Origin of the sequence: Pseudomonas sp. 8 R 14 (genome assembly GCF_900005955.1) — a bacterium.
GTDB lineage: Bacteria > Pseudomonadota > Gammaproteobacteria > Pseudomonadales > Pseudomonadaceae > Aquipseudomonas > Aquipseudomonas marginalis.
Window position 1 is genome coordinate 240,244 of record NZ_CVTH01000027.1, and the last position, 14,221, is coordinate 254,464.

At 60.3% G+C, this 14,221-nt stretch carries 13 protein-coding genes; 10 read left to right on the forward strand and 3 right to left on the reverse strand.

Annotated elements, in window-relative coordinates; translation table 11 throughout:
- Positions 1 to 78 precede the first annotated feature (78 nt).
- The 6 genes from BFQ01_RS04180 (at position 79) to BFQ01_RS04205 (ending at position 7,111) form a co-directional block, all read left to right on the forward strand.
- Positions 79 to 1,476, forward strand: coding sequence for an OprD family outer membrane porin (locus BFQ01_RS04180; protein WP_065924320.1), 1,398 nt, complete (start codon positions 79 to 81; stop codon positions 1,474 to 1,476).
- Between the two features lie 80 nt (positions 1,477 to 1,556).
- Entirely contained in the window at positions 1,557 to 3,152 is a 1,596-nt protein-coding gene (locus BFQ01_RS04185; RefSeq protein ID WP_065924321.1) for an ABC transporter substrate-binding protein, read from the forward strand.
- Between the two features lie 76 nt (positions 3,153 to 3,228).
- The gene (locus BFQ01_RS04190) at positions 3,229 to 4,239 is read left to right on the forward strand and encodes an ABC transporter permease subunit (RefSeq protein WP_003215992.1); all 1,011 of its coding nucleotides are present in this window, start codon (positions 3,229 to 3,231) and stop codon (positions 4,237 to 4,239) included.
- A 10-nt stretch (positions 4,240 to 4,249) separates the two neighbouring features.
- The gene (locus BFQ01_RS04195) at positions 4,250 to 5,161 is read left to right on the forward strand and encodes an ABC transporter permease subunit (protein WP_027604858.1); all 912 of its coding nucleotides are present in this window, start codon (positions 4,250 to 4,252) and stop codon (positions 5,159 to 5,161) included.
- Positions 5,162 to 5,171: 10 nt separating this feature from the next.
- Positions 5,172 to 6,140, forward strand: coding sequence for an ABC transporter ATP-binding protein (locus tag BFQ01_RS04200; protein WP_065924322.1), 969 nt, complete (start codon positions 5,172 to 5,174; stop codon positions 6,138 to 6,140).
- On the forward strand, positions 6,140 to 7,111 hold the full coding sequence (locus tag BFQ01_RS04205; RefSeq protein ID WP_017138288.1) for a peptide ABC transporter ATP-binding protein: 972 nt from the start codon (positions 6,140 to 6,142) through the stop codon (positions 7,109 to 7,111). Before BFQ01_RS04200 ends, BFQ01_RS04205 begins: the two co-directional genes overlap by 1 nt.
- A gap of 208 nt (positions 7,112 to 7,319) precedes the next feature.
- On the opposite strand, the gene BFQ01_RS04210 is transcribed toward BFQ01_RS04205, so the two are convergent.
- Positions 7,320 to 7,565, reverse strand: coding sequence for a hypothetical protein (locus tag BFQ01_RS04210; protein ID WP_065924323.1), 246 nt, complete (start codon positions 7,563 to 7,565; stop codon positions 7,320 to 7,322).
- A gap of 134 nt (positions 7,566 to 7,699) precedes the next feature.
- Positions 7,700 to 9,283 carry a peptide chain release factor 3 gene (locus BFQ01_RS04215; RefSeq protein WP_053131660.1) on the reverse strand — a complete coding sequence of 528 codons (1,584 nt, stop codon included), beginning with the start codon at positions 9,281 to 9,283 and terminating at the stop codon, positions 7,700 to 7,702.
- 295 nt (positions 9,284 to 9,578) lie between these two features.
- On the opposite strand from BFQ01_RS04215, the gene BFQ01_RS04220 reads away from it, so the two are divergent.
- From BFQ01_RS04220 to BFQ01_RS04235, 4 genes are read left to right on the forward strand one after another with little or no spacing between them, the layout of a single operon-like run.
- Positions 9,579 to 10,331 carry an ABC transporter permease gene (locus BFQ01_RS04220; RefSeq protein WP_244653856.1) on the forward strand — a complete coding sequence of 251 codons (753 nt, stop codon included), beginning with the start codon at positions 9,579 to 9,581 and terminating at the stop codon, positions 10,329 to 10,331.
- A 20-nt stretch (positions 10,332 to 10,351) separates the two neighbouring features.
- Positions 10,352 to 11,245 carry a glycine betaine ABC transporter substrate-binding protein gene (locus BFQ01_RS04225; protein ID WP_065924324.1) on the forward strand — a complete coding sequence of 298 codons (894 nt, stop codon included), beginning with the start codon at positions 10,352 to 10,354 and terminating at the stop codon, positions 11,243 to 11,245.
- A 12-nt stretch (positions 11,246 to 11,257) separates the two neighbouring features.
- Positions 11,258 to 11,911 (forward strand): ABC transporter permease, encoded by a 654-nt coding sequence (locus tag BFQ01_RS04230; protein WP_027604864.1) that lies wholly within the window; start codon positions 11,258 to 11,260, stop codon positions 11,909 to 11,911.
- Entirely contained in the window at positions 11,908 to 13,065 is a 1,158-nt protein-coding gene (locus BFQ01_RS04235) for an osmoprotectant ABC transporter ATP-binding protein OsmV (protein ID WP_053131666.1), read from the forward strand. The genes BFQ01_RS04230 and BFQ01_RS04235 overlap by 4 nt, the downstream gene beginning before the upstream one ends.
- 24 nt (positions 13,066 to 13,089) lie before the next feature.
- Here the strand turns inward: BFQ01_RS04235 and BFQ01_RS04240 are convergent, their stop codons facing one another.
- A complete protein-coding gene (locus BFQ01_RS04240; RefSeq protein WP_083244914.1) occupies positions 13,090 to 14,214 on the reverse strand; it encodes an ISL3 family transposase in 1,125 nt (374 codons plus the stop codon).
- Positions 14,215 to 14,221: the final 7 nt, after the last annotated feature.

The following is a 14,221-nucleotide window of genomic DNA, read 5'->3' on the forward strand; positions in this document are numbered from 1 at the left end:
TTGATCGAGTTACACACCCAATAGCCGGATCACCAAAAAAGACCGGCATTAAAAAGAGAACCAAAGGAGCTTCAACCCATGAAACTGAGCAGCAAAGCGCTTCTGGCCTTGGCCATCAGCAGCATCACGGCCACCGCCTATGCTGAATCCGCAAGCCAGGATTTTGTTCCAACCACCCTGGCCGGGACCAGCGCCCAAAGCGAGGCCAAAGGTTTTGTCGAAGATTTCAGCCTGGGCGGCACCACCCGTAACTGGTACTCCCATGAAAGCAAATACCGTGGCGGCACCTTCGAATACGAGAAACACGGCGTAACCCGTACCGACCGTAACCGCACCAACTGGGTACAGGGCACCATCATCAACGCCAGCTCGGGCTTCACCCAGGGCACTGTAGGCGTCAAGACCGAATTGGCGGTGTACAACGCCCTGGTCCTGGACCGCAGCAAGCGTGATATCAAAGGCGGTTCCAACCGCACCCTGGCCGATTCCAACGGTGATGCAGTCGATCAATGGAGCAAACTAGGCCTGGCCAACGTGCAGTTCCGCGTGTCCAACACAACCTTGACCGCAGGTCGCCAGAACTTCAGCAGCGGCATCGTCGACACCATCGGCAACCGTGCTTTGCCATCGAGCTTCGAAGGTGTGAGCTTCAATAGCGAAGAGTTCAGCAACCTGTCGTTCCAGGGCGGTATCTTCGATCGCGTTTCGCCACGTACCGAACAAAGCCTGTCGAAATTCCGTAGCGAATACGGCAACGGCACCCAGGAAACCGACAAGGTATCGACCCTGGGCGTGAACTACCAGCCGTTGAAAAGCCTGAAAACCAGCTTCTTCGCCGCCAACGTAAAAGACTTCTGGAACCAGTACTACTTCGGCGCAACCCACGAGTTGGGCGACGCCCAGCAACTGGCACTGACCACCGGTTTCAACTACTACAAAACTGTCGATGAAGGCAAAAAAGAGATGGGGGAAATCGACAACGATACCTACTCCCTGTCCCTGGGCCTGGCTCACCAGGCACACAGCCTGACCTTCGCGTACCAGCAAGTGAACGGCAACGAGTACTTCGACTACCTGCACGAAACCAACGGCATCTACCTGGCCAACTCCCTGACCTCGGACTTCAACGGCCCGAACGAGAAGTCCTTCCAGATCGCCTACGCCATCAACATGGCCGAATACGGTGTGCCAGGCTTGAAGTTCAACGCCTACTCGGCCCGCGGCTGGGACATCGACGGTACCCACTACACCGGCAACAATGGCCGTGCCAAGTTCGCCTACGACGGCATCCAGAAACAAGACGGCGAAAAACACCAGGAATACGGTGTAGGCGCCTCTTATGCGATCCAGAGCGGCGCGCTCAAGGCCACCACTGTGCGAGCAACCTACGTTGAGCACCGCGGCAGCGAGTTCCAGTCCGACGGCAGCATCAAAGAGTTCCGTCTGGTCACCACCATCCCGTTCAACATTCTTTAACTAGCACCAGGTAGACGGCAGGCTCAGGACGAGCCTGCCGTCTACGCTTGTCTGGTCCCATCGATTGCAGAGGGCTCTGAATGAAAATGCTCCCGCTACAAGCTGCCGTTGCCGCTGCGCTGTTAAGCGTGGCTATCGGCGTATCGGCCAAACCCCTGGTGGTCTGCACCGAAGCCAGCCCGGAGGGTTTTGACCCGGTCCTGTACACCACCGCCGTCACCGCCGACGCCGCCGCGGAAACCATGTTCAACCGCCTGGTGGACTTCAAGCCCGGCACCACCGAGATCGTGCCAGCGCTCGCCACTTCCTGGGAAATCAGTGACAACGGCCTGACCTATACCTTTCATCTGCGCGACGACGTCAAGTTCCACACCACCGACTACTTCAAACCCACGCGCAACATGAATGCCGACGACGTGCTCTGGAGCTTCCAGCGCCAACTGGACCCGAAACACCCGTGGCACAACAAATCCAGCGTGGGCTACCCGTACTTTGAAAGCATGGGCTTCAAGGAACTGCTCAAGAGCGTGGAGAAGACCGATGACCATACCGTGGTCTTCACTCTGACCCGCCCTGAGGCACCGTTCCTGGCCGATGTCGCGATGCCGTTCACCGCCATCCACTCCGCCGAGTACGCCGACAAGCTACTCGCCGCCGGCAAGACCGAAGAGCTCAACAGCAAGCCGATCGGCACCGGCCCGTTCATTTTCACACGCTACCAGAAGGACGCTCAGGTGCGCTTCAAGGCCAACCCGGAGTACTTCCGTGGCAAGCCTCCGGCCGATCCGTTGATCCTGGCCATTGCGGTCGACAACAACGTGCGCCTGCAGAAGCTCAAGGCCAACGAATGCCAGATCGCGCTGTATCCCAAGCCCGACGACCTTCCCAGCATCAAGAAAGACCCAAACCTGAAGGTCGCCGAACTGGCGGCGATGACCACCGCATACACCGCCCTGAACACCACCCACAAGTACATGAGCGACGCGCGGGTGCGTCACGCGATCAACATCGCGTTCGACAAGAAAGGCTACAACGAATCCCTGTATGGCAAAGGCAACGCCGTGGACGCCACCGGGCCGTATCCGCCGACCCTGCTGGGCTTCAACGATAAGCTGAAAAACCCTGAACGCGACCTGGACAAGGCCCGTGCCCTGCTCAAGGAAGCCGGTGTACCGGAAGGCACCGAGTTCACCCTGTTTACCCGTAACGGCGGTGGCCCGACCAACCCCAACCCGATGCTCGGCGCCCAGCGCATGCAGGCGGATCTGGCGCAGATCGGCCTGAAAGTGAACATCAAGGTCATGGAATGGGGCGAGATGCTCAAGCGCGCCAAAGCCGGCGAGCACGACATGGTTTCCGCCGGCTGGGCCGGTGACAACGGCGATCCGGATAACTTCCTTACGCCGAACCTGAGTTGCGATGCAGCGAAAAACGGCGAAAACTACGCCCGCTGGTGTAACAAAGAGTTTCAGGACTTGATCGATAAGGCCCGCGCCGACGCTGAACCCCAGCAGCGGGCCGCACTCTATCAACAAGCCCTGGAGGTTTTCGACAAGGACCAACCGTGGATTCCCATGGCGTACCCGAAAATGTTCACCGCCATGCGCAAGAACGTCGAGGGTTATACCCAAAGCCCTCTGACGAACAATAACTTCGCCACCACCCAGGTGAAGTAAATAAGAGAAACGCTCGGCACCGCCCACCAGGACGGTGCCGAACCTGCCTAACCGGCTGATTGAGGTACACCACAAGATGTTTAGTTTTATTGCCCGCCGACTGGGGTTATTGATCCCCACGTTTTTCGGCATCACGTTGCTCACGTTTGCGTTGATACGCATGATCCCTGGCGACCCTGTCGAAGTCATGATGGGCGAGCGGCGCGTCGACCCCGAGATGCACGCACAGGCAATGGAACGCCTTGGCCTTAACAAGCCGCTGTACGCGCAATACCTGGACTACGTCGGCAAGCTCGCCCACGGCGACCTTGGCGAATCCCTGCGTACCCGCACCAGCGTGTGGACCGAGTTCACCGCCCTCTTCCCGGCAACCCTGGAACTGTCCATGGCCGCCCTGTTGTTCGCCGGCATCCTGGGCCTGTTGGCCGGGGTGATCGCGGCACTCAAGCGAGGATCCCTGTTCGACCATGGGGTGATGGGCATCTCCCTGGCGGGCTATTCGATGCCGATCTTCTGGTGGGGCCTGATCCTGATCATGTTCTTCTCGGTGAGCCTGGGCTGGACCCCGGTTTCCGGGCGAATAGACCTGCTCTACGACATCGAGCCGCGCACCGGCTTCATGCTGATCGACACCCTGCTGGCTGACGAGCCGGACGCGTTCTGGGATGCGCTGCACCACCTGATCCTGCCGGCCATCGTGCTCGGCACCATCCCGTTGGCAGTGATCGCGCGGATGACCCGTTCATCCATGCTCGAGGTGCTGCGCGAAGACTACATCCGCACCGCCAAGGCCAAGGGCCTGTCGCCGGCGCGCGTGGTGTTCGTGCACGGCCTGCGTAACGCGCTGATCCCGGTACTCACCGTGGTCGGCCTGCAAGTCGGCACCCTGCTGGCCGGTGCGGTGCTGACCGAAACCATCTTCTCGTGGCCCGGCATCGGCAAATGGCTGATCGAGGCCATCGGCGCGCGAGACTACCCGGTGGTGCAAAACGGCATCCTGCTGATCGCCTGTCTGGTGATCCTGGTGAACTTCGTGGTGGACATCCTCTACGGCTTCGCCAACCCACGCATCCGTCACCAGCGCTGAGATCATGACCATGACCACACCTACTCAAGTGTCAGCAGTCGATCAAAGCCTGCTGTACCCGTCGCCGTACAAAGAATTCTGGCAAGCCTTTTCCAAGAACAAGGGCGCGGTTGCCGGCCTGCTGTTCATGTTGCTGATCGTGTTCTGCGCGATCTTCGCCCCCTGGGTAGCGCCGCATAACCCGAGCGAGCAATACCGCGATTTCCTGTTGACCCCGCCGTCGTGGCTGGAAGGCGGGCAGATCCAGTTCCTGCTCGGCACCGATGAGCTGGGCCGCGACCTGCTCTCGCGTCTGATCCAGGGCTCGCGCCTCTCGTTGCTGATCGGCTTGTCGTCGGTAGTGATGTCGCTGATCCCGGGCATCCTGCTGGGCCTGTTCGCCGGCTTCTTCCCGCGCCTGCTCGGGCCGACCATCATGCGCCTGATGGACATCATGCTGGCCCTGCCCTCGCTGCTGCTGGCTGTCGCCATTGTCGCGATCCTCGGCCCTGGCCTGATCAACACCGTGATCGCCATCGCCATCGTGTCGCTGCCTTCCTACGTACGTCTGACCCGCGCTGCGGTGATGGGCGAGCTGAACCGTGACTACGTGACTGCCGCCCGCCTCGCCGGTGCCGGCCTGCCCCGCCTGATGTTCATCACCGTTCTGCCTAACTGCATGGCACCGCTGATCGTGCAGGCGACCCTGAGTTTCTCTTCGGCGATCCTCGATGCCGCGGCCCTGGGCTTCCTTGGCCTTGGCGTACAACCGCCAACCCCCGAGTGGGGCACCATGCTGGCTTCGGCCCGTGACTACATCGAACGCGCCTGGTGGGTGGTGAGCCTGCCTGGCCTGACCATTTTGCTCAGCGTGCTGGCAATCAACTTGATGGGTGACGGCCTGCGCGACGCGCTGGACCCGAAACTCAAGAACGCCGCCTGAGGAGATTCCCATGTCACTGTTAGAAATCAAGAATCTCAACGTCCGCTTCGGCGACAAGACCGCCGTGCCGGTGGTCGATGGCCTCGATATTGCCGTCGACAAGGGCGAAGTCCTGGCCATCGTTGGCGAGTCGGGCTCGGGTAAATCCGTGACCATGATGGCGCTGATGGGGCTGATCGAGCACCCTGGCATCGTAACCGCCGACGCCCTGAACTTCGACGGCAAGGACATGCTCAAGCTGAGCAACCGCCAGCGCCGCCAGATCGTCGGCAAAGACCTGGCGATGGTGTTCCAGGACCCGATGACCGCGCTGAACCCTAGCTACACCGTGGGTTTCCAGATCGAAGAAGTGCTGCGCCTGCACCTGAAAATGTCCGGCAAGCAAGCCCGCAAGCGCGCCATCGAGCTGTTGGAAAAAGTCGAGATCCCAGGCGCCGCCAGCCGTATGGACGCCTACCCGCACCAGTTGTCCGGCGGTATGAGCCAGCGTGTGGCAATCGCCATGGCGATTGCCGGCGAGCCGAAACTGCTGATCGCCGACGAACCGACCACGGCGTTGGACGTCACCATTCAAGCGCAAATCATGGACCTGCTCCTGGCCCTGCAAAAAGAGCAGAACATGGGCCTGGTACTGATCACCCACGACCTGGCAGTGGTGGCTGAAACCGCCCAGCGCGTGTGCGTGATGTACGCCGGACAAGCCGTGGAAGTCGGCCAGGTGCCGCAGTTGTTCGATATCCCGGCGCACCCGTACAGCGAAGCGCTGCTCAAGGCGATCCCCGAGCACAGCCTCGGCGCCACGCGCCTGGCCACGCTGCCGGGTATCGTGCCCGGCCGCTATGACCGCCCGCAGGGTTGCCTGCTGTCGCCACGCTGCCCGTATGTGCAGGAAAGATGCCGTGCCCAGCGGCCCGGCCTTGATCCGAAAAGCAACAGCCTTGCGCGCTGCTTCTACCCCTTGAACCAGGAGGTGGCGTAATGGCCGTCGTTCTTACTGCCCGCGACCTGACCCGGCATTACGAAGTGTCCCGTGGCCTGTTCAAGGGCCATGCGCTGGTACGCGCGCTTAATGGTGTGTCGTTTGAACTGGAAGCCGGCAAGACCCTCGCGGTTGTAGGCGAGTCAGGTTGCGGCAAATCCACCCTGGCCCGTGCGCTGACGCTGATTGAAGAGCCATCCTCGGGCTCGTTGAAAATCGCCGGCCAGGAAGTCGCCGGTGCCGACAAGGCCCAGCGCAAGCAATTGCGCAAAGACGTGCAGATGGTGTTCCAGAGCCCGTATGCCTCGTTGAACCCACGCCAGAAGGTTGGTGATCAACTGGGCGAGCCGCTGCTGATCAACACCAACCTGTCCGCCGCCGAACGCCGCGAGAAAGTGCAGGCGATGATGAAGCAAGTGGGCCTGCGCCCTGAGCATTACCAGCGCTACCCGCACATGTTCTCCGGTGGCCAGCGTCAGCGCATTGCCCTGGCGCGCGCGATGATGCTGCAACCGAAAGTGCTGGTGGCGGATGAACCCACCTCGGCGCTGGACGTGTCGATCCAGGCCCAGGTGCTCAACCTGTTCATGGACCTGCAGCAGGAATTCAACACCGCCTACGTGTTCATCTCCCACAACCTGGCGGTGGTGCAGCACGTCGCCGACGATGTGATGGTGATGTACCTCGGTCGCCCGGTGGAAGTGGGCCCCAAGGAAGACATCTACGCCCGCCCCCTGCATCCGTACACCCAGGCGCTCCTCTCGGCCACCCCGACCATTCATCCGGATCCGAACAAACCGAAGATCAAAATCGTTGGCGAGTTGCCCAACCCACTGAACCCGCCGCCTGGCTGCGCGTTCCACAAGCGTTGCCCGTATGCGACGGCACGTTGCAGCAGCGAGGAACCGCAGTTGCGCGCGCTGGATAACCGTCAGGTGGCTTGCCACTACGCGGAGCAGTTCGTTGCTTGAGTAAAACATCTGCCACGTAGCAGCTGCCGAGCCTTGGCGAGGCTGCGTCAGCGGTATGTCAGACACACCGCGAACGCAGCCTCGCCAAGGCTCGGCAGCTGCTACGGAACATCAGATTAAAAATGTGTAAGCAGTGATACAGCGTTCTACAGCCCTTCCCGTCAGGTTGCGCATCAGCTTGGTGGGAGGGGCTTTCTTTTGGCCACGGTTAACTGTCGCCGTCGTCATAGGTTTCGCTGTCTTCCCCTTCGTTATAGGGGTTTTCTGCATCTTCCTTGGGCGCAGGCTGGGCCTGGGGTTGCCAACTGCCGGAGTTGACCTCGTTCTGCTTTTTCTTGGTGACCGGGCCGGTGTCTTTCCACTGCGGCGCTCCTGCGCCCGCCAGTGCCGGAAGGGACGTCAGCCCCAGGACGGCCAGCAACACCAGGGGAATGACGCGTTGAGCATTTCGCACGGTGATCTCCTTTGCAGTCGGTAGATAAACGCTAGACCCGATGCCGGGTTCTCGCCAATCTAACGGCTGGTGGAGAAAAAAATGTGGGGAGGGGGCGAGCCCCCCTACCACATTTTGTTTTCGGCGCTCAGACCTTAGTGGTGCTCGCGGGTCGCGCGGAATTTCACATCCGGCCAGCGCTCTTCCATCAGCGCCAGGTTGACCCGGGTCGGGGCCAGGTAGGTCAGGTGACCACCGCCGTCGACTGCAAGGTTTTCCACAGCCTTGTTGGAGAACTCTTCCAACTTCTTCTTATCGCTGCAATCGATCCAGCGCGCGGAGTACACGGTGATCGGCTCGTAGGAGCATTCGACCTTGTATTCCTCTTTCAAGCGGCTGGCGACCACATCGAACTGCAGCACACCCACGGCGCCGAGGATGATGTCGTTGCTGCGCTCGGGGAAGAACACCTGGGTGGCGCCCTCTTCCGCCAGTTGCTGCAGGCCTTGGCGCAATTGCTTGGATTTCAGCGGGTCACGCAGGCGCACGCGGCGGAACAGTTCCGGGGCGAAGTGCGGGATACCGGTGAAGCCCAGCGCTTCGCCTTCGGTGAAGGTGTCGCCGATCTGGATGGTGCCGTGGTTGTGCAGGCCGATGATGTCGCCGGCGTAGGCCTCTTCGAGCTGTTCACGCTCGGAGGAGAAGAACGTCAGGGCGTCGCCGATGCGCACGTCCTTGCCGGTGCGCACGTGACGCATCTTCATGCCTTTTTCGTACTTGCCCGAGCAGATGCGCATGAAGGCAATACGGTCGCGGTGCTTGGGGTCCATGTTCGCCTGGATCTTGAACACGAAGCCGGTGAATTTCTCTTCCACCGGTTCCACGGTGCGCTCGTTGGCGACACGGGCAAGGGGCTTTGGCGCCCAGTTCACGACAGCGTCGAGCACATGGTCGACGCCGAAGTTGCCCAGGGCGGTCCCGAAGAACACCGGGGTCAGCTGGCCGTCGAGGAATTCCTGCTGGTTGAACTCGTGACAGGCGCCCTGCACCAGTTCCAGTTGGTCGACAAAGCGGTCGTACTCGTCACCCAGGTGGGCGCGGGCTTCGTCGGAGTCGAGCTTCTCGATGATTTTCACATCGGTACGTTCGTGACCATGGCCGGCGGTGTAGACAATGATGTAGTCATCGGCCAGGTGGTACACGCCCTTGAAGTCGCGGTAGCAACCGATCGGCCAGGTGATCGGCGCAGCCTTGATCTTCAGGACGGCTTCGATTTCATCCAGCAATTCGATCGGGTCGCGGATATCACGGTCGAGTTTGTTGATGAAGCTGACAATCGGCGTATCACGCAGCCGGCATACGTCCATCAGCGCGATGGTACGCGGCTCGACGCCCTTACCGCCGTCGAGGACCATCAGTGCCGAGTCCACCGCGGTCAGGGTGCGGTAGGTGTCTTCGGAGAAGTCTTCGTGGCCCGGGGTGTCGAGCAGGTTGACCATGTGGTCGCGATACGGGAACTGCATGACCGACGTGGTAATGGAAATACCCCGTTGTTTTTCCATTTCCATCCAGTCAGAGGTGGCATGGCGGTCGGATTTGCGCGATTTCACCGTGCCGGCCACTGCGATCGCCTTGCCCATCAGCAGGAGCTTCTCGGTGATGGTGGTTTTACCGGCATCGGGGTGGGAAATAATGGCGAAAGTGCGGCGTTTCGCGACTTCGGCGGCCTGGTGGGTCATGGGAAATCGCCTGGCAGGTGAGTCAAAAAAGGGCGGCGAGTATAGCGCAAACCGCAGGTGCCGGACCACCGTTCACCCCATTGGGGGTGGCTAAATGCTGCCAAGTATGGAACCTTTTAAAAGGTAGAGACGTCCACTCCCCTGCTACCGCACTCGGAACAGGGGCTGATAAATCAGCAAGTTAGCCTGACGAGGCTGCGCTCATGGCTCGATTTGATACCGCGTTGCCGGTATTGGCGAGCTGCTTTTCGCGACCACATTTGCCGACAGCCAGGAATGGCACTGCCGCTCGGAAATGTGTTCGCCGACAAAAGAAAAAAGGAGTCCGCCTGTGGCTATTCGCTATGGCAAAGGGCTGATAGGAGGAGTGGTTGTCGTCGCTCTCCTGGCCCTGCTGGTCCACTGGATCGGCATCAACACGATCGAACTGTACCGCGACGATTTGTTGTTTTACCTGCAAGCTCATTTGATCCTGGTTCTAGTCTCCATGCTGGCCGCCCTCGTCGTGGGCATCCCCGCCGGTATCCTGCTTAGCCGACCAAACATGGTCGGGCGCGCAGAACGCTTCATGCAGATCTTCAACATCGGCAACACCGTCCCGCCCCTGGCCGTACTGGCCATCGCCCTCGGCGTCCTCGGCATCGGCAGTGGCCCGGCCATCTTCGCGCTGTTCCTCGCCTCCTTGTTGCCCATCGTGCGCAACACCTACGAAGGCCTCAAAAACGTTCAAGGCTCGTTGAAAGAAGCCGCCACCGGCATCGGCATGACCCCGCGGCAGGTGCTGTTTCGCGTCGAATTGCCCAACGCCGTGCCAATCATTATCGGTGGCGTGCGCGTGGCCCTGGCGATCAACGTGGGTACCGCGCCGCTGGCGTTCCTGATTGGTGCCAACAGCCTGGGCAGCCTGATTTTCCCCGGCATCGCCCTGAACAATCAGCCGCAATTGCTGCTGGGTGCCGCATGCACCGCACTGCTGGCATTGCTGCTCGACGGTCTGGTGACCATGGCCAGCCGCCTCTGGCTGGAACGCGGGTTGCGTCCGTCTTAAGGCTTGGCAAAGGAATACACATGAAAAAAATCACCTTGATACTGAGCTGCGTCCTGCTGTTTGCAGGTTTTGCGCAAGCTGCCGAAAAACCCGTGATCCGCATTGGCGCGCGGGTGTTCACCGAACAGACCCTGCTGGCCGAAATCACCTCCCAGTACCTGCGCACCAAGGGCTATGACACCCGGGTGACCGGCGGCCTGGGCAGCAACCTGGCGCGCAGTGCCCAGGAAAGCGGGCAACTGGACCTGATCTGGGAATACACCGGCGTCTCGCTCGTGGCCTACAACCATGTCGATGAGAAGCTCGACAGCGAACAGTCCTACGCCCGAGTGAAAGAACTCGACGCGAAAAAAGGCCTGGTCTGGCTGTCGCCGTCGCACTTCAGTAACACCTACGCCCTGGCACTGCCGGAGAAAGTCGCTGAAGAACATCCCGAGATCAACAGCATCAGCGACCTCACCAAGGCCATGGCGGCAGATACCAAGGAACACCGCCTGGTGGCCCTGGACACCGAGTTCGCCAACCGCTCCGACGGCCTGGCCGGCATGGTCAAGCTGTACGACATGAACCTCACGCGCAAAAACACCCGGCAGATGGACGCCGGTCTGGTCTACACCGCCCTGCGTAATGGCCAGGTGTTTGCGGGCCTGGTCTACACCACTGACGGTCGTCTGAACGCCTTCAAGCTCAAGCTGCTGGCGGATGACATGCACTACTTCCCGGACTACACCGCCGCGCCGGTGGTACGTCAGGAATACCTCGACAAGCACCCGCAATTGGCTGCTGAGCTCAAGCCGCTGGCCAATCTGTTCGACGACCAAACCATGCGTCAGCTGAACGCGCGGGTCGACGTCGACCATGAAAGCCCCTCCGCTGTTGCCGCCGATTTCCTGCGCCAACATCCGATCAACTAAGAAGGAGAAGACATGGAATTCCTGAACGCCTTTTCCCATCTTGATTGGGCCCAGGTCCTGCACCTGACCTGGCAGCACATCACCCTGGTCGGTATCGCGGTCATCCTGGCGATTGTCGTCGGCGTGCCCCTCGGCGTGCTGATGACCCGCTTCCCGACCCTCGCCGGCCCCCTGCAAGCCAGCGCCACGGTGCTGCTGACCGTACCGTCCATCGCCCTGTTCGGCCTGCTGCTGCCGTTCTACTCAAAATTCGGCCAGGGCCTGGGGCCGATGCCGGCGATCACCGCCGTGTTCCTCTACTCCCTGCTGCCGATCATGCGTAACACCTACCTGGCCCTCACCGGCGTTGAACCGGGCATTCGCGAAGCCGCCAAAGGCATCGGCATGACCTTCGGCCAGCGCCTGCGCATGGTCGAGTTGCCCATCGCCGTGCCGGTGATCCTCGCCGGTGTGCGTACCGCCGTGGTGATGAACATCGGCGTCATGACCATCGCCGCCACCATCGGTGCCGGTGGCCTGGGTGTACTTATTCTGGCTTCCATCAGCCGCAGCGACATGTCGATGCTGATCGTTGGCGCCGTGCTGGTCAGTCTCCTGGCCATCTTCGCCGACCTGCTTCTGCAATGGCTGCAACGCTCGCTGACTCCAAAAGGACTGCTCAAATGATCGAACTTCAAAACCTGACCAAGACTTTTCAAAGCAACGGCAAAACTGTTTCGGCCGTGAACGACGTAAGCCTGACCGTCAACGAAGGCGAGATTTGCGTATTCCTCGGCCCTTCGGGCTGCGGCAAGAGCACCACGCTGAAAATGATCAACCGGCTGATCAAGCCGACCTCGGGCAAGATCCTGATCAACGGCGAAGACACCACCGACCTCGATGAAGTGACCCTGCGTCGCAACATCGGCTATGTGATCCAGCAGATCGGCCTGTTCCCGAACATGACCATCGAGGAAAACATCGTGGTCGTGCCCAAGCTGCTCGGTTGGGACAAGCAGAAATGCCACGACCGCGCCCGCGAGTTGATGAGCATGATCAAGCTGGAACCCAAGCAGTACCTGCATCGCTACCCGCGTGAACTGTCGGGCGGCCAGCAACAGCGGATCGGCGTGATCCGCGCACTGGCGGCCGACGCCCCGCTGCTGCTGATGGATGAGCCGTTCGGCGCGGTCGACCCGATCAACCGCGAGATGATCCAGAACGAGTTCTTCGAGATGCAACGTGCGCTGAACAAGACCGTGATCATGGTCAGCCACGACATCGACGAAGCCATCAAGCTGGGTGACAAGATCGCCATCTTCCGCGCCGGCAAGCTGCTGCAGATCGATCATCCGGACACCCTGCTGGCCCATCCGGCCGACGAGTTCGTCAGCAACTTCGTGGGCCAGGACAGCACCCTCAAGCGCCTGTTGCTGGTGAAGGCTGAAGATGCGGCGGACAACGCCCCATCGGTGAGCCCAGAAACTCCGGTGGCCGAGGCCCTGGAGCTGATGGACGAAACCGACCGCCGTTATGTGGTCGTCACCTGTGCCGAGAACAAAGCGCTGGGCTATGTACGACGTCGCGACCTGCACCGTCAGACCGGCACTTGCGGCCAGTACCTGCGCGAGTTCAACGCCACGGCGGCGTATGACGAGCATTTGCGCATCCTGTTGTCGCGCATGTACGAGTTCAACCGCTCGTGGTTGCCGGTGATGGATGCGGAACGGGTGTTCCTGGGTGAAGTGACCCAGGAGTCGATTGCCGAGTACCTGAGTTCCGGTAAGTCCCGTGGGGGCAAGACCAGCATCGTGTCGCCTGCCGAGACCGCACTGGCCTGACACAACGCGGTAAAAAATGGTTCATCACGGATTACCGGGAAAGACGCTCTTGATCTTCATGAAGAAGAATTCGCTATCCCGGTAACCGTACGCCATCCGTTTGATGACCTTTATTCGATTGTTTATTCCTTCCAACTGACCGGTGTGCATCGGCCAGCGAACCCGACTGACGATGCCCCGCCAATAACCCTTTAGCCGTTTGGCAAACTGGATCAGAGCCGGTATTTCACTTTCATATGCATGGCGCAGCCATTGCTTCCAGGCCGATCTCCAGGTCCAGGCAGTGCTCGGTGTCCAGAGCGTTTTGAGTTCAGCCTTCATCAAATAAACTGTCATCAGCGATTGGTTGGCCTCCAATAAATCCTGCAAATGGACCTGTTGTTCCGGCGTTTTCAGGTTCTGTGGGTTACGCAGCAACAGCCATCGTGCCTGCTTGATGACCTTGCGAGCCGGCTTGTTATGACGCAGCCGATTAGCTTCGTCGACGCGGACCCGATCAATCACCTCTCGGCCATATTTGGCCACCACATGGAAAAGGTCGTAGACCACTCGCGCTTTCGGGCAATGCTGGCGAACCTCCAGATCAAAAGCAGTATTCATGTCCATCGCCACCGCTTCGATTCGAGCGCAGCCCTCCGGCCCCAGCTCCTCGAAGAACGGCCTGACTGCCGCTCGGCTACGGCCTTCACCGATCCACAGCACTCGTCGTGTATCGGCATCCAGCACAACGCTGGCGTAACGATGACCTTTGAATAACGCGAACTCGTCCATGATCAGGCGTCGTGGTTGCGCCTTCGGCAACTCACTCAACACCGCCTGCAAGGCTCGACGCTCCAGCAACCGAACAGTGTCCCAATGCAGTCCAAACATCTGGGCCACGTGCAGGGTGGGAAGGCGCTCGCAGGCCTGAATGACCGCCTCGGCCAAGCGGCGCGTCATGCGGGCATAGCGATCCAGCCAACTGACGGCCTCCATGCGTTTTCCACAGTCGCGGCAGCCAACACGCCTGAGCAAAATGCTGAGGCGCACCGCGCGACCGAGAATGGGCAGATCACGAACGGTTCGCTCGCAATACTCATGAGTGGTTGAACAAGGTTTTTGGCAGCCGCCGCAGGAAGGGAATCGGGTGGCGTGGGGAATCAGATCGATCTTTAGA

What these genes read in the sequence shown, in the direction of transcription:
- BFQ01_RS04180 (WP_065924320.1), top strand. Translation starts at nt 79, where the DNA reads ATGAAACTGAGCAGCAAAGCGCTTCTGGCCTTGGCCATCAGCAGCATC.
- BFQ01_RS04185 (WP_065924321.1), top strand. Translation starts at nt 1,557, where the DNA reads ATGAAAATGCTCCCGCTACAAGCTGCCGTTGCCGCTGCGCTGTTAAGC.
- BFQ01_RS04190 (WP_003215992.1), top strand. Translation starts at nt 3,229, where the DNA reads ATGTTTAGTTTTATTGCCCGCCGACTGGGGTTATTGATCCCCACGTTT.
- BFQ01_RS04195 (WP_027604858.1), top strand. Translation starts at nt 4,250, where the DNA reads ATGACCACACCTACTCAAGTGTCAGCAGTCGATCAAAGCCTGCTGTAC.
- BFQ01_RS04200 (WP_065924322.1), top strand. Translation starts at nt 5,172, where the DNA reads ATGTCACTGTTAGAAATCAAGAATCTCAACGTCCGCTTCGGCGACAAG.
- BFQ01_RS04205 (WP_017138288.1), top strand. Translation starts at nt 6,140, where the DNA reads ATGGCCGTCGTTCTTACTGCCCGCGACCTGACCCGGCATTACGAAGTG.
- BFQ01_RS04215 (WP_053131660.1), bottom strand. Translation starts at nt 9,283, where the DNA reads ATGACCCACCAGGCCGCCGAAGTCGCGAAACGCCGCACTTTCGCCATT.
- BFQ01_RS04220 (WP_244653856.1), top strand. Translation starts at nt 9,579, where the DNA reads ATGTGTTCGCCGACAAAAGAAAAAAGGAGTCCGCCTGTGGCTATTCGC.
- BFQ01_RS04225 (WP_065924324.1), top strand. Translation starts at nt 10,352, where the DNA reads ATGAAAAAAATCACCTTGATACTGAGCTGCGTCCTGCTGTTTGCAGGT.
- BFQ01_RS04230 (WP_027604864.1), top strand. Translation starts at nt 11,258, where the DNA reads ATGGAATTCCTGAACGCCTTTTCCCATCTTGATTGGGCCCAGGTCCTG.
- BFQ01_RS04235 (WP_053131666.1), top strand. Translation starts at nt 11,908, where the DNA reads ATGATCGAACTTCAAAACCTGACCAAGACTTTTCAAAGCAACGGCAAA.